General features: G+C 57.1%; 22 protein-coding genes and 1 tRNA gene. 13 read left to right on the plus strand and 10 right to left on the minus strand.

Features of this window, described 5'->3' with window-relative positions:
* The first annotated feature begins 107 nt into the window (after positions 1 to 107).
* The 9 genes from ACJJVH_RS09205 (at position 108) to ACJJVH_RS09245 (ending at position 8,882) form a co-directional block, all read left to right on the plus strand.
* Positions 108 to 1,175, plus strand: a complete 1,068-nt coding sequence (locus tag ACJJVH_RS09205; protein WP_113393995.1) for an IS110 family transposase — start codon at positions 108 to 110, stop codon at positions 1,173 to 1,175.
* A gap of 268 nt (positions 1,176 to 1,443) precedes the next feature.
* Positions 1,444 to 1,617, plus strand: coding sequence for a hypothetical protein (locus ACJJVH_RS09210; RefSeq protein WP_412063754.1), 174 nt, complete (start codon positions 1,444 to 1,446; stop codon positions 1,615 to 1,617).
* Between the two features lie 265 nt (positions 1,618 to 1,882).
* Positions 1,883 to 2,086, plus strand: a complete 204-nt coding sequence (locus ACJJVH_RS09215; RefSeq protein ID WP_412063755.1) for a hypothetical protein — start codon at positions 1,883 to 1,885, stop codon at positions 2,084 to 2,086.
* Positions 2,087 to 2,237: 151 nt separating this feature from the next.
* Entirely contained in the window at positions 2,238 to 2,459 is a 222-nt protein-coding gene (locus ACJJVH_RS09220) for a hypothetical protein (RefSeq protein ID WP_412063756.1), read from the plus strand.
* A 2-nt stretch (positions 2,460 to 2,461) separates the two neighbouring features.
* Positions 2,462 to 3,058, plus strand: coding sequence for a hypothetical protein (locus tag ACJJVH_RS09225; protein WP_412063757.1), 597 nt, complete (start codon positions 2,462 to 2,464; stop codon positions 3,056 to 3,058).
* A gap of 2 nt (positions 3,059 to 3,060) precedes the next feature.
* Entirely contained in the window at positions 3,061 to 6,471 is a 3,411-nt protein-coding gene (locus ACJJVH_RS09230) for a transglycosylase SLT domain-containing protein (RefSeq protein WP_412063758.1), read from the plus strand.
* A 361-nt stretch (positions 6,472 to 6,832) separates the two neighbouring features.
* A complete protein-coding gene (locus tag ACJJVH_RS09235) occupies positions 6,833 to 7,528 on the plus strand; it encodes a hypothetical protein (RefSeq protein ID WP_412063759.1) in 696 nt (231 codons plus the stop codon).
* Complete coding sequence (locus ACJJVH_RS09240; RefSeq protein WP_412063760.1) at positions 7,494 to 8,021, plus strand: helix-turn-helix transcriptional regulator; 528 nt, start codon at positions 7,494 to 7,496, stop codon at positions 8,019 to 8,021. The genes ACJJVH_RS09235 and ACJJVH_RS09240 overlap by 35 nt, the downstream gene beginning before the upstream one ends.
* Positions 8,022 to 8,420: 399 nt before the next feature.
* A complete protein-coding gene (locus ACJJVH_RS09245) occupies positions 8,421 to 8,882 on the plus strand; it encodes a hypothetical protein (protein ID WP_412063761.1) in 462 nt (153 codons plus the stop codon).
* Between the two features lie 55 nt (positions 8,883 to 8,937).
* Here ACJJVH_RS09245 and ACJJVH_RS09250 read toward each other — a convergent pair whose 3' ends face one another.
* Complete coding sequence (locus tag ACJJVH_RS09250) at positions 8,938 to 9,147, minus strand: hypothetical protein (RefSeq protein ID WP_412063762.1); 210 nt, start codon at positions 9,145 to 9,147, stop codon at positions 8,938 to 8,940.
* On the minus strand, positions 9,147 to 10,055 hold the full coding sequence (locus tag ACJJVH_RS09255) for an SDH family Clp fold serine proteinase (protein WP_412063763.1): 909 nt from the start codon (positions 10,053 to 10,055) through the stop codon (positions 9,147 to 9,149). Before ACJJVH_RS09255 ends, ACJJVH_RS09250 begins: the two co-directional genes overlap by 1 nt.
* Before the next feature lie 205 nt (positions 10,056 to 10,260).
* On the opposite strand from ACJJVH_RS09255, the gene ACJJVH_RS09260 reads away from it, so the two are divergent.
* Positions 10,261 to 10,524, plus strand: a complete 264-nt coding sequence (locus tag ACJJVH_RS09260; RefSeq protein ID WP_412063764.1) for a winged helix-turn-helix domain-containing protein — start codon at positions 10,261 to 10,263, stop codon at positions 10,522 to 10,524.
* Positions 10,525 to 10,528: 4 nt separating this feature from the next.
* On the opposite strand, the gene ACJJVH_RS09265 is transcribed toward ACJJVH_RS09260, so the two are convergent.
* From ACJJVH_RS09265 to ACJJVH_RS09280, 4 genes are read right to left on the minus strand one after another with little or no spacing between them, the layout of a single operon-like run.
* Positions 10,529 to 10,867, minus strand: a complete 339-nt coding sequence (locus tag ACJJVH_RS09265; RefSeq protein WP_412063765.1) for a hypothetical protein — start codon at positions 10,865 to 10,867, stop codon at positions 10,529 to 10,531.
* A complete protein-coding gene (locus ACJJVH_RS09270) occupies positions 10,867 to 11,397 on the minus strand; it encodes a hypothetical protein (RefSeq protein ID WP_412063766.1) in 531 nt (176 codons plus the stop codon). Before ACJJVH_RS09270 ends, ACJJVH_RS09265 begins: the two co-directional genes overlap by 1 nt.
* Positions 11,394 to 11,651, minus strand: coding sequence for a hypothetical protein (locus ACJJVH_RS09275; RefSeq protein ID WP_412063767.1), 258 nt, complete (start codon positions 11,649 to 11,651; stop codon positions 11,394 to 11,396). The genes ACJJVH_RS09270 and ACJJVH_RS09275 overlap by 4 nt, the downstream gene beginning before the upstream one ends.
* A gap of 29 nt (positions 11,652 to 11,680) precedes the next feature.
* Entirely contained in the window at positions 11,681 to 11,935 is a 255-nt protein-coding gene (locus tag ACJJVH_RS09280) for a winged helix-turn-helix domain-containing protein (protein ID WP_412063768.1), read from the minus strand.
* A gap of 679 nt (positions 11,936 to 12,614) precedes the next feature.
* Here ACJJVH_RS09280 and ACJJVH_RS09285 point away from each other — a divergent pair.
* Together ACJJVH_RS09285 and ACJJVH_RS09290 are read left to right on the plus strand one after the other, a co-directional pair.
* Complete coding sequence (locus ACJJVH_RS09285) at positions 12,615 to 12,848, plus strand: hypothetical protein (protein ID WP_412063769.1); 234 nt, start codon at positions 12,615 to 12,617, stop codon at positions 12,846 to 12,848.
* Positions 12,845 to 13,405 carry a hypothetical protein gene (locus ACJJVH_RS09290; RefSeq protein WP_412063770.1) on the plus strand — a complete coding sequence of 187 codons (561 nt, stop codon included), beginning with the start codon at positions 12,845 to 12,847 and terminating at the stop codon, positions 13,403 to 13,405. The genes ACJJVH_RS09285 and ACJJVH_RS09290 overlap by 4 nt, the downstream gene beginning before the upstream one ends.
* A gap of 79 nt (positions 13,406 to 13,484) precedes the next feature.
* Here the strand turns inward: ACJJVH_RS09290 and ACJJVH_RS09295 are convergent.
* Positions 13,485 to 13,560 (minus strand) — tRNA-Ile (locus tag ACJJVH_RS09295).
* Positions 13,561 to 13,722: 162 nt separating this feature from the next.
* Here ACJJVH_RS09295 and ACJJVH_RS09300 point away from each other — a divergent pair.
* On the plus strand, positions 13,723 to 14,466 hold the full coding sequence (locus tag ACJJVH_RS09300) for an SIMPL domain-containing protein (RefSeq protein ID WP_412063771.1): 744 nt from the start codon (positions 13,723 to 13,725) through the stop codon (positions 14,464 to 14,466).
* A gap of 126 nt (positions 14,467 to 14,592) precedes the next feature.
* On the opposite strand, the gene ACJJVH_RS09305 is transcribed toward ACJJVH_RS09300, so the two are convergent.
* The 3 genes from ACJJVH_RS09305 to ACJJVH_RS09315 form a co-directional block, all read right to left on the minus strand.
* On the minus strand, positions 14,593 to 14,931 hold the full coding sequence (locus ACJJVH_RS09305) for a hypothetical protein (protein WP_112803903.1): 339 nt from the start codon (positions 14,929 to 14,931) through the stop codon (positions 14,593 to 14,595).
* 241 nt (positions 14,932 to 15,172) lie between these two features.
* A complete protein-coding gene (locus tag ACJJVH_RS09310; protein ID WP_112803864.1) occupies positions 15,173 to 15,478 on the minus strand; it encodes a hypothetical protein in 306 nt (101 codons plus the stop codon).
* Between the two features lie 174 nt (positions 15,479 to 15,652).
* On the minus strand, positions 15,653 to 16,078 hold the full coding sequence (locus ACJJVH_RS09315) for a secondary thiamine-phosphate synthase enzyme YjbQ (protein WP_112803902.1): 426 nt from the start codon (positions 16,076 to 16,078) through the stop codon (positions 15,653 to 15,655).
* Positions 16,079 to 16,134 lie beyond the last annotated feature (56 nt).

Below are 16,134 nucleotides of genomic sequence, written 5' to 3' on the forward strand. Positions count from 1 at the left end.
GAGAACGGATCACTGAGATGCAGGTGATGATCGAGGGACAGTCACGCTTCCAGCCTTTCGGCTTATCCTGTTGGGGTTTTGGAGATCTCAACACGGGAGTTGGAAGCATGACTGCGTCCTATGAATACCATATCGGCGTCGACTACCACAAATCCTACAGCCACCTCGTGGTGCAGGATTCGGGCGGCAAGACGCTGCGCTCTGGCCGGGTGAAGAACGATCGTCAGTCGCTGGGTGGCTTTCTGGAACGCTACCGCGAGAACTCGCATGCGGTTGTCGAGGCGACGCGTAACTGGATGGTGATATACGACTGGCTCGACGACATTTGTGATGATGTCGTTCTCGCCCACCCGCTGAAGGTCAAGGCCATTGCCGACGCCAAGATCAAGACGGACAAGATCGACGCGACGGTGCTGGCGCATTTGCTGCGGGCCGACCTCGTGCCGGAAGCCTGGGCACCGAGCGAGAAATCGCGCGAGCTTCGCGTCGCCCTTCGCGAGCGGATGTTTTACGTGCGGCTGCGCACGATGGTGAAGAACCGCATCGTCACGGTGTTCGATCGCTATCCCGAACAGACGGCACAGCTGAAGATGCTTGGTGATCTGTTCGGCAAGGCCGGCCGCGCCCAACTGGCGCAGGTGAACGTCTCAGAAATCGATCGCATCCAGATTGATCGTGGTCTCGCCTTCATCGACGACATCGATGGGCGGATCAAACAGTCGGAAGCAACGATCCGGGCGATGACCAAAGCCAATGTCAATGTGAAGTTGTTGAAGACGATCCCCGGCATCGGCGAGTTCTTCGCCCGACTGATTGATGCCGAGATCGACGACATTAAGCGGTTCCGCAACCCGAAGAAACTTGCTGCCTATGCTGGTCTGGTGCCGTCGACCTATTCCTCCGGCGGTAAGACTTTCCACGGCAAGATCATCAAACAGGGCAACAAGTGGCTGCGCTGGGCCTTCGTCGAGGCGGTCGCCCCTGCCATCGCTACCGATCCACAGCTGCGCGGCCAATACGAACACCTGAAGATTAGAGGTACCAACAAAGCGCGGGTTGCCGTCGCGCGCAAGCTTTTGACGATCGCCTTCCAGGTCCTGCGTGACCAGCGCGCTTACGAGCCACGCGGCACCAGCACCGCGGAAGGCGCGTCGACGATATCCCGGTTGTCCTGATGGGTGTTTAGCGAGCCCGGTAGGACTGGGCTGCGCTCCTAATGGAGAATGGGAAACCGGGAGCCGAACGCCACTCTGTGACCGAAGCCACGAATGGGCATCAGGTTACGAATTGGAGAATGGTTCAAGACCGAAGGACAAATCCGTCCTGCGGAGGGAAGAGATTTAGCCGATCGGCGAAAATGTCGATCAAACCGCAACCGAACCCAAGGAAAAGCCGCCAACTGAAGGTGTTTTGCCCCTTGCGTTCTTTCATTGGAGAAGACCCATGACCCGATTTGAAGAATGCTTCCCGCCCGACATAGTTCGAGCCGTTTATGCCAGGTTGAAGCGAGAGGAAGACGCTCACCAGCAGACGCCAGAGAGCCAGTCACAGCCCAATGTCATCTCTCTGGCCGCATATCGATTGATGCGTGAAAGAGAGCAGAAGGTCATGTTGTGACCACGCGCGAGAGGCGCCCAACATTTCCGCGGCGCCTCTGCCTGGCCCTTGAGGGCCGGTCTCATGACCAAGCGGTTACCAACCGCATACCTGTGCTTTTCCCATCAGCTTGACTTTGCTGCATATTGTGATCCGACCGGCAGTTTTCGATGCGGCTATAACGCCATGCGGGCAACGGCTGGGCAACAATTGACCCCGTTTCAGTTCCGTTATTCGCATGTTGATCGAAACGGAACCTTCGAAAACCGACACAGGAGCACGAGCAATGCCGGATAAAGTGACGATCCACCGCGTGAATGGCGAAAGCGCAACGATGTACGCAATCGATGCCCGCCAGGCCGTGCGAGACCATCCGAAGGAGTGGAGCTACACGCCCTTCAGCGACGAGCAGCAGAAGGCCGCTCAGCAGGACTCGAGCATCGTACCGCGTCCGATAGTGCCATCGGAACACCGTGGTCCGTTCAACTGAGCGACCACCTGCCCCGCCCCCTTCATTTCCATCGCAACGAGATCGGAGGGGGTGGGGGAAAAATCCGGGCGCCAAGTTTCCGTTCCTCCCTCACACACGCCTCGCCCTTCTGAAACACCAGGCGGAAATTTTTCATCACAGGAGACATTTTATGCCCAATCCCCGACTTCCAATCACCGGCCCAGGCACGCGCCAGTTCGGCGGCCGGCATCAGGTCGTTATGCAGCGCACCGCCGATAATTCGACGGTATGGATGGATCTTGTCGACGCGGAACGCGCGGTTGATGACCATCCCAGCGAATGGGGGTTTCATGGCGCGGACGCAGACGCTTCGACCGTCGATGCTTATACGCCGAAGGTGCGGGTAAGCTGACCATGGCGGCACGTCACGATGCAGATCCGAAAGCCCTGTTGGCAGCCCGGCGGCGCGAGGCGGCGAAGCCAGGTCGGCAGAAGACGAGCGGTCGCGGATCTGGCGTCACCCCGAAAGTGAGGCGTGCAATTGAAGCGATCGTCTATGGGGTCGATGGCGCCGACATCAGCACGATGAAGGAGGCGGCGGCTGCGGCCGGTCTGTCTGACAAGGCGCTTCGCGATGCGTTCAAAAAGCCGTCGGTACTGGCGTATTATCGGGATTCGGTTGGGACGCGACAGGAGATGTTGAAGGCGCGATCCGTTGACACAATCGAAGGCATCATGGTCGACAAGAAGCTGATGGACACGCCTGCAGGTGCAAAGGTGCGGCTCGACGCCGCAAAGAGCGTCCTGCACGAGCCAGCTTCATCGCAGACGAATATTCAGGTGAACGTCGATGGCCGGCATGTCACGCCCGGCTATGTGATCGATTTAAGCCACCGCGAAGAATGGCTCGAAGAGCGGAGACGGCTGGCCCAGGCTGATGGCACCATTCCCGTTGAAGAGGTTCTTCATGATCCCCCGCAGCCGATGCGCGAAATTCCTGAGGAGTATTGATTATGCCCCGCCTTCCTTCCGTGAGCGATAATCACACGATCCTGCAGGCTGACTTGCGCGGCGCACCGCCCGATGTGATCGCGAATCCGTTCATGCAGCTTGGCAGCTTGCTCGGCGACATTGGCCAACGCGTCCATCGCACCGAGTTGGACGATGCAGAAAGACAGGGGCAGAACGCTGTCTACTATGATCAGGACGGCAACCTTCAGGCAACCTTCCGCGACGGCACCACAGATACTGTTCGCGCCTACAATCACGCTGTTCAGGTAGGCTATACCGCGAAACTGATGGGCGACATCCGGTTGCAGGGACAGCAACAAGCCGACGCGGCTAACGGCAATCCCGCGGTCTTTAACCCCGGCTGGCAGACCTACAGTAAGATGCTCCTGAAAAACGTGCCGGAGCGTCTGCAAGGCTCGATCGCAGCTTTGCTCCAACAGGAGGGCGCTCGCTATAGCTTGGGCGTCTCAGAGGTCAAGCGGCGCCGGGATATCGCTGTATCGGAGAATGACGCAAAGGCGGGGGTCGAGAGCCTGAGCAACGATACCGCTGTTCTCGCTCGTGGCGGCGGCACGAACACGCCGGATTACCAGGCGAAGATTGGACAACTCCGGTCGCTCTACCAGAACATGGTGGCGAACCCCGACTTCACCATGTCGCAAAAGCAGGCCGATATCGAGTTGGGTCATATCGAATCCCGAAACATGGCAGAGGCCATGGCCGGGACGGTAATGCAAACCTTCAAGAACAAGGGCGCGGCGGCGGCGCAGCAGCAGGCCAACAGCATCTTGACGGATACGAGCCTCAATCTCTCGCCGGCCGAACGCCGTCAATATAATGGCATCATGAACGAGACGATCAATGGTATGCGCGCCCAGCAGAAGGTGGATCTGATCCCCTTCCAACAGCGGGCGAAGACGATGAAGGACTCGCTTGCCATCGGCAATGGTATCGACGATCCGGCTATCGATGATGTCGTGAACAGCCTTTCCCGCGGCGGCGACCCGTACGGCGCCCTGGAATTGCGAGACGCCCGTCGTCGAGCCATCGGGGCACGCGATGAGCGCAGTTCCACTCCAGCGCAACGTCTGCAGATGGCTGAAGCGCTGACTACCCACCGAAATATCCTTTCCGCCATGCGCAATGTCGAGAGTGGCGGCGATGGAACTCAGGTCTCAAGAGCCGGCGCGCTTGGCTCGATGCAGGTCATGCCGGAAACTGGTGCTGAGATCGCCCGATCGCTCGGCGACAAGAACTTTCCCTTCAGCGGTTCGGACGCTGAGAAGAAGGCATATTTGCAGCGGGACGATGTGAGCGAGCGGTATGGCGAGGCTTACTATACGCAGATGCTGCAGCGCTATGGCGGCGATCAGCAGGCGGCGCTCATCGCCTATAATGGCGGCCCGGCCCGCGCCGATTCCTGGCTTTCCAATGGTCGCGACGATTCGGTGATCCCGAAGGAAACAGCCGACTATTACAAGAAGGTGCTGGGGCAGGCTGGGGCGTCGACCGGACGCACCATGGGACAGGCCGGCCCGTCAGCCGCGCGCGCATTCCTCTTGAGCGTCACGAACAAGAGCGAGGAATCGATCGACAATATGCAGGAGGGGTTTGGCAATAAAATTGCTGCCCTCTTGCAGGCTGCACCCGCAGGAATGCGTGAAAAGCTAGGCATATTTTCTGGTGCTCGAACGCCAGAGCGGCAGGCGGAAATCATTGCCGAAAATGCTGCGAGGTATGGCCTTGATCCGGTCGCATGGCAGCGTGACGTGAACTCCATAGGGCCAATCGCTGCAGGTCAAAAGTGGGCTGCACAGTTCAAACAGTCAGGCATGTCGGCAAGCATCGCCAAGCCTGGTGCTTCGAACCATCAGAAGGGCACTGCTGCTGACCTATCCTATAATGGCCAGAGCCTGAAGAATGCGCCGCCCGAAGTGGTGAACTGGCTGCATCAGAACGCCAGTCGCTTTGGCCTCAAGTTCCCGCTGGCGAATGAAAACTGGCATATCGAGGACTCGTCCACGCGCGGCGGCGGCCCGGTGTCCGCAGCAAGCAATCCGGCGTATGGCAGCAGCTTCCTCGTCGATCCGGCTATCGTGAAATATTACCAAGATGGAGTGACGGCCGATACGAAGGCGGCATGGCCGGACATCAAGCACCATCTTGAGCAAGGCTATTCTCCGGACCCGCAGGAATTCTCGATCTTCACACGTCAGCTCGCCATTGTGAACGATCCGGTGTTCAAACAGGAAGTTTCTGATTTCATGCAGGGAGAAATCGGCGGTCGAGCTGTTGCTGATCTTCCACCACAGCAGCGCGCGGCTGCGATATCGGCTCTCCAGGCGGATGCTGTCGCCGGTTCGTCGATCGCACAACAGAACATTCTCGATACCGCCACGCGGTATAATCAGCAGATCGCCGAAGGACTTAAGAACGATCCGATCGGCTTGGCAGCACAACGCGGCTGGGCACCCGCAGTCCCGGCCCTCGATTTCAGCGCCGGAACCGATGCAATTGGTGCGGCAATGGCTGCCCGTCAGAAAGCCGTCGATCTTCTCCGCGCCCGCGGCGAGGTCGGCAATATATCGGCACTCCGGCCGGATGATACCACGATGCTTTCGAACTTCATCCAGACTGCGAAGCCTTCCGATCAGGCGGCATTGCTCGGGACGCTATCGCGCTCGTTGTCGCCCGACACATACAAGGCGACAATGGCCGATCTGGCGACGAAAGCGGACACGAACGCTTTGGCGACGGCCGGCGCGCTCTATGCCGAAAATCCAGAGGTGGCGCAAAGCGTCATTCGCGGCCGGGCGCTCCTGCAGGCGAATCCGAACTTTGGGCCAAAAAAGTCGGATGCCAATAACGAGAGCATCGATCAGATCCTGCCGCCGACTTCCTTCGGTGCCGGGCTTGAGGGCGGCCGGCAGCAACTGCTTGAAGCGGCCAAGGCTCGATATGCAGACCTGTCGAACTTCGCGGGCGACACTTCCGGCGAATTGAACAGCACGCGCATGACGCAGGCTATCAACGATGTGACCGGCGGCACGCTGACGATGAATGGTGATACTGTGATCGCGCCCCGACGCGGCATGACGCAAGACCAGTTTGACTTCATGATGAAGAACCTTCCAGCCGACAAGGTTGCGGACGCCATGACCGCCGATGGCACAGCGATTACCGCCAATAATATCTGGCGAGAGGGACGCTTGAAGTCGATCGCTGACGGTCAGTATTTGGTGGCATTCGGGATTCGCGGCAGCGTCCCATTGTATGCTCAGTCCGCGCCGGTACAGGGCGACTCCCGCTTGAGCCGCGTATCCGCCGGCCCGTTCATCCTCGATCTCAGGAAGGATAGTCCGCCAGTCAGGCCAGCAGATAATGGTTCAATCAATGGTGGCGGTGGATGGTGAGCTGCGATGGCCGATGACGTTGTTCTTTCCCCGAAACGTTACCCGCACCTTGCCGGCATTCGTTGGAATGGCGATCGGTGGATCGATGATCGTCCAGCGCCCACCTACGAGCTGACGCAGCCGCCATTCGAACGTGCGGCTTATCGCCTGCCAGATCCTGGCGGCTTCACAGGGTGGCGAACGCCGCCACGGAAGCCGGCGCCGAAGAAAAAGACACGTCGGCGGTATCCGCGCGACTGATATTTCGTCAAAAATCCCGCACATCTCAGATTGTTTTCGACCCTGCATACCCTGTGCTTTGCGAGCCGATTTTCGCCCTGCTACGTCCTGACACATGTCAATTTGAACAGGAGAAAGCGACATGTCCACAAAGAAGGCGCCGGTTTCATCCGCACAGTTGATCGAACAGAAGCAGGAGGCCGAGGCGCAGCTTGATACCCTTCGACAACAGCAGGTCGATGCACTTGAAGAAGGTCGCGATTTCCCGCACAGCAGCGAATTCGTTACGCTGAATGAACGGATGGCCGCTCTCGACAAGGCGATTGCCAGGGCGGAGGCACGCGAGGATCAGGAGCGTCAGCGGCAGGCGCTTATCGACGTGCGGGAAAGGGCCGAGACACTCGCATCGCAGATCAAGGAAGCCGAGACGAAACGGCTGGACACGCTTGCAGCCATGCAGGCCACTTTTAACAAAACCCTCGATCTCAGGCGGCAGCTCATCGCGCAGGGCGACCAGATCTACGCTCTTCTTTGCGAAATCGTTCCGTTCATTGCAGCCCAACCGGCGGCTATCCGGCGGCTGGGAAATTACCCCTATCCGAAGACGGTCGGTTCTTCGCTTCACACCTCCGGTCCATATCTCGACCGCTTGGATAAATATCTGGACGCCGCCATCGTTATCGAGCGCCGGGGCGACCTGCCGCGAGAGAACTGGCGTGAGATGGAAGATAATACCGCTTCTCGCGGCATCTGGCTCGGCACGCTGCCGGAGCTGCAGCACATCGTCGATGCGATTCCAGAAGATGGCATCATCGAGGGTGCCGGCGATGCCGAGTAGCCCTCTGTCCATCAAGAAGCCGCGCGACCGCCGTTTGTCGACGCAGCAAGTCTGCGAACGCTTCGGGGTTACACGTTTTACCTTGCGGCGCTGGCACGAAAACGAGGAGGTCGGTTTCCCCAAGCCGATCTTCATCAACCGCCGGCACTATTACAGCGAGGCCGAAATCTTCCGGTGGGAGCTGCGGCAGCAAGGCATAGATCTCGATATGCCGCAGTCGGCCGCTGGCTATGAAGTCGTGTCGGGTCCCATCAGCGATTACGGCGATCTCGTTCAGGCGCTCCGCAAGCAGCGTGAGCGGCTGAAACTAAGCGTCATGGAAGTGGATGCCATCACTGGCATGCAAGAAGGCTATACGAACAAGCTTGAAAACTGGGGCCGTCCCTATGGCCGTGGCGCCGGCCCCGAGATCTTGCCACTTTGGATCGGTGGATTGCGTGTCGCACTGGTGTTGGTCGAACTCCCGCGCCGCCACCGAAATTTACGAGCGTGAGCTTGCGGAGCTGAACCCAATTATTGCATGTGCATCGCGAAAGGTATTTAATCCGCTTGAGAGTGGACCATTGCAGTGGCCCACTCCCCCGCGCGGTTGCAGGTATCCTGCATACCCGTACCAAGGCCGAGGTGCGACGATGAAGTGTTCGTGAGACACAGTCGTTGCCTCGGCCTTTTGCTATCAGAACTGAAAACTGAGCAAAATCAACGAGGAATTTTACACAAAATTAAGGGTTGGCAATTGACTTCGAATCGCATTTTTGACTGTCACCAGCCCTTCAAAAAAGAATCGCTGTTAGATCAAAGCTCTGCGGTGACAAAGCGGTTTTCACTACGTTCACAAGAAAATAAATAAAAATTACCTTGCTCATGTCAGCGCTTCCGAAAACAATGATTCGTGGTGGAGGAAAGCCCGAAGGCACTGAGAAAGCTGTGCTTGCAGCAACTTCACGGCCCGCTGATTATCCCGGCCATGGCACCGATCACATCATCTTCTCGCAAGACGAGCTATGCGCCGGCAACGCCCACAACGGCGTTTCCTATCAATTTCCCATTGGCTGACAACACCGATCTGAAGGTTGTCGTCAACGGCGTGACTCGGACGGATTTCACCGTAGCAGCGACTTATCTCGATGGCCTATCCTATGATGCCATCGTGAACATGAACACGGCGGTCACCGGGTCCGTTGTCATCTATGGCCAGCGCATTCCTCGTCGTACGAACCAGTTTCAGGATGGGCGCCCGCTCAACTTGACAGGCGAGCCGATTGCCAACGCCGATCTGGTCAATCGCCTGGGGCAAGATCGGAATATCCTCGACGCGGCTATTGAGCGGCTGAAGCAGTCCAGGGTCGTCTAAGAAAACTCTAATCGTCTCGCATGGAAAAGCCGGAGATTTCTCTCCGGCTTCGCAATCAACTCAAGGAGACGGCATTTTCGTAGCTCGGTCGAGGTGACAAATCCTCGTAAGGTAGCCGCACGGCTTCGTCGCGGATTGGGACGTCAACTATTTCATCGATATATTCCAAATCGAGGATATCTGCGTCTTTACGGAGATCCGCAAACTTCTTCTGCCATCTCTCGATTAACTTCATGTCTTCTTCGACACTGCTGATCTTGGTCATTATATCCTCCTCATGCCGTTTTTCGTGTGCAAGAAACCACGTAACTGGAGCTGACGCGCGTAGTCGATAGCCATACCGTGATAGTTCCGAATGGTCGTGCTCAGGGCCTCATCGGCACCAAAATCATCGATTAGCAGCTTGATGTCATCGTGCATGAGCTCGTCCATCGAAATACCTCGACCATGGCTATGCCATTTAGTGGCATCGCCCAAGGTCTTTGCAATTGACTTAGCGCGCTGCTTTTTCAATGCAAGTGTGACCGGTTTGCCCGCGGATTGAGTCGTTGTCCAGTTCTTAAATTTGTATTTCGGGAGCCATTCTTCAATAAGCGCCTGACCATGCTCAATCGCTTGCTCGATGTGAAAAAGCTTCGCTGGATCGAACCTCTTGATTAGATAGGCTAATTCCGCGCGATTTGCATTTGGTCCCTTTGCCTTAGATCTGTTGATACGGTCTACCAGCTCTTCGAATTTTGCAAGGTATCCAGCCCCCGGCAGCATGCTTTCGCCGTTGTCGTCGGCATACTGAGGATCGATTGGACCAAGAATTGAATAATAATCCATGAAGATTTTATCGCCCGACAAAGCGAGCACCGTCCCCGCTGAATAGGCGAAATTTGGGATGATGAAAAAGACTTCTTGGTAATGACGCCGCATCACATCGACCATTCGCTTCACGGTCTCGATGAAGCCGCCGCCCGTTTCCAAGACCACGACCAAGGTGGCTTTCTCATCCGCAGGGCTCACCCCAGCTTTGAGGTTTTCGACCGCGATCCGGAACTGCTCATCAAGCGGCGCATGCATACCCGATTTGATAAAAACTACGTCAGCGTTGAAATGCTTTGCAATTTCGTCATTCATCCCTCGGAGAACAACGTCTCCGAGCTGCGACATGTTGACAGCTTCCATATTCCCCTCACACTAGCATCGCACTTTCGGCGATTTATCTTGCGCGGGCCTGTTATTCCTCCAGCCCGTGTACAACCTTGCCACACGTCCGTCATGTGTCAAGTTACAACTTTTGGGCGCCTGTATGGCCTTGAAATGTATCGACCTTCTCGACCAATCAGCATGTTATACGTTTATCTTTGGATCATCATCGAGCGCATATTCCATGTCAAAATCAGACGCCTTATTCGTTACCGATGCCCAATGCGCCGAGCGCATCGGGATCAGCACAGAAGAATTCAAGGCCATCGTGCCCGAGTTGACACGCCAGGGCTTTCCTGTCCCAGATCCTCTATTCGGCAAGCGCCGCTACTGGCCTGCCGTCAGGGTCTTCCTCGATCGGCGCTACGGTATGGGGAAAGACGACAGCATGCTGCGCGCCCCGCCTGGCCTTGATGAGGAAGAGCCGTGGAAGAAGAAAAAGAAATAGCTGGTCACTGCACCTGCTGCGGCCAAAGTGTCTTCGTGCTGCCGGAGAGGAACTTCATCATTCGGTGCGCCATATCTTCGTAGATCGGAAAGCGCCTGGTTGTTTCCTCGTCGAAGCCGGCGGGATCGTCCTGATGGTTCGCAATGTAAAATTCCCGGCCCTCACCCTCTGACAGGCCGTTCAAGGCTCCGCACGCCTTGACGATCAGCTCAAGTTCGCTGGGCGGGTCGTCAACTGGTAGGCGCTTGGCTTCCGCCATCACATGCCGAAGTGCAAGAGCGAGAAAGTATTCCGCCGCATCGGCTCGATATGTGGCGCGTTCAAGTTCCGTGAGATCTTGCATTACTCACCTCTGTCTTCGTCGGCGTAGCTCAAACGCTGGCGATTGCGATCTTGGAACCACTCGCGCGGCGTTCGAACGCGCTTCTGATCCATCTTCATGTAGGGTTCGGCAGCAGTATTCAGCTCTGAGAGGATCTTTTGCGAAGCTTCGATCGCTAGCGTTCTTCTCTGGGCGGAAGATTGCCCGGGGTGTTTCAGCCCTTCGAACATATCGCCTTCGCTCGTCGCACGATAAACATCACCTTGGAATTCCCAGAGCATAGCCACAACATCTTTTCCAAAAAGAAACCTGCTCCGGATCGCCGCATCAACGGCATGTGGTCGAGCTTCATCAAACTTCTTGGTCTTCAACACTGTGATCGCCGCAGATCGGGCTGTAGTTAAAATGGCAAGCCGTTTGTCAAAAAGCTCCAGCACAACCTTTTGATGAGCTGTGCGCCATTGAAGGAAACCAATGATGCCCACTGCAACGGCGATCGCTGGGGTCAAAAGCGCCTGCAAAATCTGAATCCAAACGGGAACAGCGGTCATTTCGGCCATACCAGAAAGACGTTCAGAACAGTCAGGACAAGGACCAGGGCCGTCATTCCGGTGATCCACCTCGTCATATCTCGAACTTGTTTGGTGAAGGCGAGCATGATCTGGTTTTGGGCATCCGCTTCTCGTCGTGCAATCTCTTCGCGATAGAAGGAGAGGCCCTCTTGCGTTGACTTTGCGATCCTGTCGTATCGTTGCTTTAAGACGTCTGCAGAGAGCTTCGACAGCTCCTCGTAACTATCTGCCATTATGGCTCTCCCCTTTCATCGCTCTCCTCTCACCATACCTCGTGACCTTTCTTTTGCAGCGTTGGGAATGGCTTCCGGACAAAGGACGAGTTCAAACCCGCCCGCCGATCGAGGAACGCCACTATCGCCGGCCCATATCGGCGGTTGTTGAACAGCGGATCTTTCAAGGGGAAGCTGGATCGTTCAAGCGTTGGAATGGAATCCTCGAAGTCCGCGGCCGACATCCCAACCCGCGGCGCGATCTCCGCGTCCGTGAGAAACAGGCAGTCCTTTCTTGCCGTCATTGTTGCGCTTTCCTGTTGAACGCCGCGACAAGGTCGTTGTACTCCGCGATCGCGTCTGCGGACTCACTTCGCAGGCACGACAGATAGCTGTTGAGCTTCGATCTGTAGTCTTCGACTTGGCGTTTGCAGTTATCGAATTCGTAGCTGTCCGAAAACGGATAACTTGTTGAAGCGCAATCTGGCATCGTAGGCCGCTCAAGCTGACGATCTTGGAGCATGGGCCTGAATTCGGAACACATCAAATCTAACGCGTGACATTCTGTCCACGCCAAAAGGAAGATACTTGTTGCTGTCGCTAATCTGATCATGGGTGAGCCTCGACGCGTGAGACACACTGTCAGATTGCGTGGAGTTCAGTCAATATCCCGCTTCGATTGCTTTAATCGCGCGGCTTTGCGGCAGCAAGCAATACCTCTCGAACCCAATCGCTTAGGGAAGCCGTTCCGGCTTTCCCAGCGGCCCTGGCAAGCTGCGCTGTCTCTTCCTCGGTCAGCATCACCACAAGGCGCTTGTCGCGTTTCAGGTGCGTTGGGACTGGCGGCCTACCCATAAAGATAATCTCCTTCGATGTTCGGAAAATATACCGATCTCATTTATGGTGCAATAACTATTACAATATCTATTGACAAAAGATTAAGCGTGGCAATAATTATGCACATAGAAACAGAGGAGAAATGCCATGCCGAACAAACCCGTTCCGGCCGCCGCCGAAGGCGTGCCTTCACTCATCGATGTTGTCGATCAACTCGGCCATACCAGAGGGATGCTCGATGTAATCAATTTCGCTCTGGACTCAATGGCAAGCGAGCCCGATGGCGAGATCAATGCGCTTCAAGAGGGCGTGTCGGAAGCGCGCGCGAGGCTGACACACGCTTGCGCGATGCTCGACGCCCATCGGGAGGCCGCACGATGAGCGCTGATCCCCTTCTCGACCTGATCAACGCCTACCACGCTGGTGTGAAGGCATACGACGATCACCCTACGACCGGTGACGATGCCCTGTGGCAGGAGATGGTCGGCTGCACGCTCGACAAGCTGGACGCGTGGACGGAGCCGACAACGACGTGGGAAAGCGCGATGGCCGCTCTTCGGCTCGCTGATACGGAGCTGATGATGTTCCAGACATCGCCTCTCGCCAAGACGATGCTCACGGTCGCTCTGGCCTATCTGGAAAAGCTTCCGGCTCCCGTGCAGGAGCTTGAGAACCTGAACGACTGCATCGAGGCACATCGTGCAGCGCTGGCAGCATTCGCAGCTGTCGCCGATCCTGCCGATGCTCCGGAGGAAGAGACGCAGGCGGCGGATGATGCCGAGACGGCTGCATTCAATGAGTTGCTCAAGTTTCCATGTCAGACCAAAGAGGCAAAAGCTCGCAAGACGGAATACGTCGTCGAGCGCCTTGGCCGGAACCGCTTCAGCCTGGAATTGGACATTGACCAGTTCGAAACGCGGCTTCAATCGCCTATCTAATGCTGCCCAAAATGTTGCCCAAAAATGCACAAGGGCTTAGCCAGATAAGGAAGAATCCGCGCTAAGCCCTTGATTTAACTGGTGGGCCCGGAGGGACTCGAACCCCCAACCAAGCGGTTATGAGCCGCCGGCTCTAACCATTGAGCTACAGGCCCGGCACGAGAAAAGACGTCGCGCTTGCGACTCCGGAGCAATGGTTCTCCGAAGTCGATTTGGCTCTAACCCAATTTCTCTTTTCCGACAAGGGACTGCCGTAATACCTTCACAATCAATCCGCAAAAGCGAATCCCGAGGGAATATCAACCAAGGAACGAACCATGCTACTGACGAAAACCAGAGATTTTACTCTTGCCGCTCTTGTCAGCGCCAATTTCTTCGTGCCCGCGGCTGCGGCATTTGCCGAAGATGCCAAGCCCCGCGAGGCTGTCATCACCGTCACCGGCGAAGGACATGCCGCCGTTGCGCCGGATATGGCTGTGGTGAAGCTGTCGGTCGTGCAGCAGGCGAAAGCCGCGCAGGATGCGCTCGATCAGAACAACAAGGCCATGGGTGCGGTGCTGGCGACGCTGAAAGAAAGCGGGATTGCCGAGCGCGACCTGCAGACCTCGGGCTTCTCGATCCAGCCGCAATATACCTATCCGAACGACAAGGACGGCCACGCCCAGCCGCCGGTCCTGAACGGCTATCAGGTGACGAACGGCCTCACCGTTCGCGTGCGGGATCTCTCCAAGCTTGGCGGGCTGCTCGACCAGGCAGTCAAGCTCGGCATCAACCAGGGTGGCGATATTCAGTTCACCAATGACAAGCCGGATGCGGTTCTCGAAGAAGCCCGCAAGAATGCGGTCGCCGATGCCGCCGCAAAGGCCAAGACCTTGACGGACGCGGCCGGCGTCAAGCTCGGCCGCCTCATTGCGATCCATGAGGGTCGCGTCGCAGCCCCGCCGCAGCCCTACATGCGTGCCATGGCCGCTGCGGCGCCAATGGACAAGGCCGTCCCCGTCGCCACCGGCGAGAACGAGTACAACGCATCGGTCAGCATCACCTACGCAATCCAGCAGTAGCCAAAACAAAACCGCCCTTCGCTCAGAGCCATCAAGGTCGAGCAAAGGGCGGTTTCGCGGCCCCCGCCAAAAAAGGCGAAAAGGTCGGAGAATGAAAGCGGACGCTACATGCGCCCGCAATGCTTGTCAGCGGCCAAGCAGCGGGCAACCGCGAACATTGGCAAACATCATCGTATCCGGACCGCGACGGCCGAAACCATCGACGATGACACGCCGCGGCGTCACATCCACGACACGGGCACGGCGCAAGCCATAGCTGCGAGCGACATCGACGGCCTGACGCGGATCGCAGCCACGGCGATCAAAGCGCGGCGGCGGCCGATCGTAATCCGGCGGTGGCGGCCGATGCCGGCCCGGACCGACATAAATATCCATACCCTGCGCAAAGGCAAAATCCGCGGCACCCGACAACGCGGTCACGGCAACGCAAGCGGCGACCCCCAACCTTGCCAGCATTTGTTTCATCGTGTTCTCCATGAAGCGAAGAGGCTTCCCCATATCCGCAAATTTACCGAGCGAACGCCCAAGCAATAGCGCCGCGATACTGAACGAGCTCAGAATCAGCCATTCATTCACTATTCAGCTACAATGAACGCGAAAATCACACCAGATGGCCGATAATAGCACAGATAAAAAATAAAGCCGCCTCGCTTTCGGAGGCGGCTTCGAATCCATCGAATAAATGTGGAAAACCCGATCGGTGCGATTAGCGGCGAATCAGCGGGCAACCCGGCACATTGGCGAAGAATACCCGATCCGGACCGCGGCGGCCGAAGCCTTCGACCACGACGCGGCGCGGCGTGATGTTGTCGACGCGAGCGCGGCGCAAGCCCATGCCGCGTGCCTTCTGAACGGCGAGGCCCGGCGAGCAAGTGCGACCGCGCGCGTGGTCGTAGCGAACCTGGTGAATGCCCGGATGGAAATCATTGGCCGATGCAGTAACGGCCGTTGCAGAAATGGCACCGAGCGCGATGATAGCTGCAATGCCTGCCTTGGCGAAAAGATTGGTCATGGTGTTTCTCCTTCAAATCCTTGCTGTGGATCGTTGCAATCCCGTTATCGGGCGATGCCTTGCCTTTGGGATTGGGGCCACGTTAGGTCAGCCAAGCTGAACCGAACGCGAATTGTCCGTTCAGATTGTATTCATGAGGGTTAACAACCAGTTGACGCAGGACTAACTCTTCGTTCAGGCGGAAAAATGCAGCACGATTTCGCGCCGATGCGGCCGGTCGCGATGCTCGAAAAGATAGATTCCCTGCCAGGTGCCCAGCGCCAGCCGGCCACGCATCACGGGAATACCGATCGAAACCTGCGTCAGCGCGGACTTTATATGCGCCGGCATATCGTCCGGCCCCTCCATCGTGTGTACGATCCACCCCATCGACGGGTCGGAAGATGGCGGCACAAGACGGCTGAAGAAAGCTTTGAGATCGGTCTTCACATCGGGATCGGCATTTTCCTGAATCAGGAGGGAACAGGAGGTATGGCGGACAAATACCGTCAGGAGGCCGTCATCGCCGCCCGCCACCTTCCGGACGAATTCCGCAGCCTCATCGGTGAACTCATAAAGCCCCTGGCCGTGAGTGGACAAAGTGACAACGGTTTGCGGCATGGCATCCCCCGATATGGCGACAGCGATCCGCATCAGGTCGGGCGCAGCGGCCGGAA

Origin of the sequence: Rhizobium sp. SYY.PMSO (genome assembly GCF_046840415.1) — a bacterium.
Taxonomy (GTDB): Bacteria; Pseudomonadota; Alphaproteobacteria; order Rhizobiales; family Rhizobiaceae; genus Rhizobium.

Bases quoted from the DNA above. Each gene is read 5' to 3' on its own strand.
- ACJJVH_RS09285 (WP_412063769.1), top strand. From the start codon at position 12,615: ATGCCGAACAAACCCGTTCCGGCCGCCGCCGAAGGCGTGCCTTCACTC.
- ACJJVH_RS09310 (WP_112803864.1), bottom strand. From the start codon at position 15,478: ATGACCAATCTTTTCGCCAAGGCAGGCATTGCAGCTATCATCGCGCTC.
- ACJJVH_RS09205 (WP_113393995.1), top strand. From the start codon at position 108: ATGACTGCGTCCTATGAATACCATATCGGCGTCGACTACCACAAATCC.
- ACJJVH_RS09280 (WP_412063768.1), bottom strand. From the start codon at position 11,935: ATGACGGCAAGAAAGGACTGCCTGTTTCTCACGGACGCGGAGATCGCG.
- ACJJVH_RS09305 (WP_112803903.1), bottom strand. From the start codon at position 14,931: ATGAAACAAATGCTGGCAAGGTTGGGGGTCGCCGCTTGCGTTGCCGTG.
- ACJJVH_RS09315 (WP_112803902.1), bottom strand. From the start codon at position 16,078: ATGCCGCAAACCGTTGTCACTTTGTCCACTCACGGCCAGGGGCTTTAT.
- ACJJVH_RS09215 (WP_412063755.1), top strand. From the start codon at position 1,883: ATGCCGGATAAAGTGACGATCCACCGCGTGAATGGCGAAAGCGCAACG.
- ACJJVH_RS09255 (WP_412063763.1), bottom strand. From the start codon at position 10,055: ATGGAAGCTGTCAACATGTCGCAGCTCGGAGACGTTGTTCTCCGAGGG.
- ACJJVH_RS09220 (WP_412063756.1), top strand. From the start codon at position 2,238: ATGCCCAATCCCCGACTTCCAATCACCGGCCCAGGCACGCGCCAGTTC.
- ACJJVH_RS09270 (WP_412063766.1), bottom strand. From the start codon at position 11,397: ATGACCGCTGTTCCCGTTTGGATTCAGATTTTGCAGGCGCTTTTGACC.
- ACJJVH_RS09230 (WP_412063758.1), top strand. From the start codon at position 3,061: ATGCCCCGCCTTCCTTCCGTGAGCGATAATCACACGATCCTGCAGGCT.
- ACJJVH_RS09240 (WP_412063760.1), top strand. From the start codon at position 7,494: ATGGCATCATCGAGGGTGCCGGCGATGCCGAGTAGCCCTCTGTCCATC.
- ACJJVH_RS09235 (WP_412063759.1), top strand. From the start codon at position 6,833: ATGTCCACAAAGAAGGCGCCGGTTTCATCCGCACAGTTGATCGAACAG.
- ACJJVH_RS09300 (WP_412063771.1), top strand. From the start codon at position 13,723: ATGCTACTGACGAAAACCAGAGATTTTACTCTTGCCGCTCTTGTCAGC.
- ACJJVH_RS09250 (WP_412063762.1), bottom strand. From the start codon at position 9,147: ATGACCAAGATCAGCAGTGTCGAAGAAGACATGAAGTTAATCGAGAGA.
- ACJJVH_RS09275 (WP_412063767.1), bottom strand. From the start codon at position 11,651: ATGGCAGATAGTTACGAGGAGCTGTCGAAGCTCTCTGCAGACGTCTTA.
- ACJJVH_RS09260 (WP_412063764.1), top strand. From the start codon at position 10,261: ATGTCAAAATCAGACGCCTTATTCGTTACCGATGCCCAATGCGCCGAG.
- ACJJVH_RS09210 (WP_412063754.1), top strand. From the start codon at position 1,444: ATGACCCGATTTGAAGAATGCTTCCCGCCCGACATAGTTCGAGCCGTT.
- ACJJVH_RS09290 (WP_412063770.1), top strand. From the start codon at position 12,845: ATGAGCGCTGATCCCCTTCTCGACCTGATCAACGCCTACCACGCTGGT.
- ACJJVH_RS09265 (WP_412063765.1), bottom strand. From the start codon at position 10,867: ATGCAAGATCTCACGGAACTTGAACGCGCCACATATCGAGCCGATGCG.
- ACJJVH_RS09225 (WP_412063757.1), top strand. From the start codon at position 2,462: ATGGCGGCACGTCACGATGCAGATCCGAAAGCCCTGTTGGCAGCCCGG.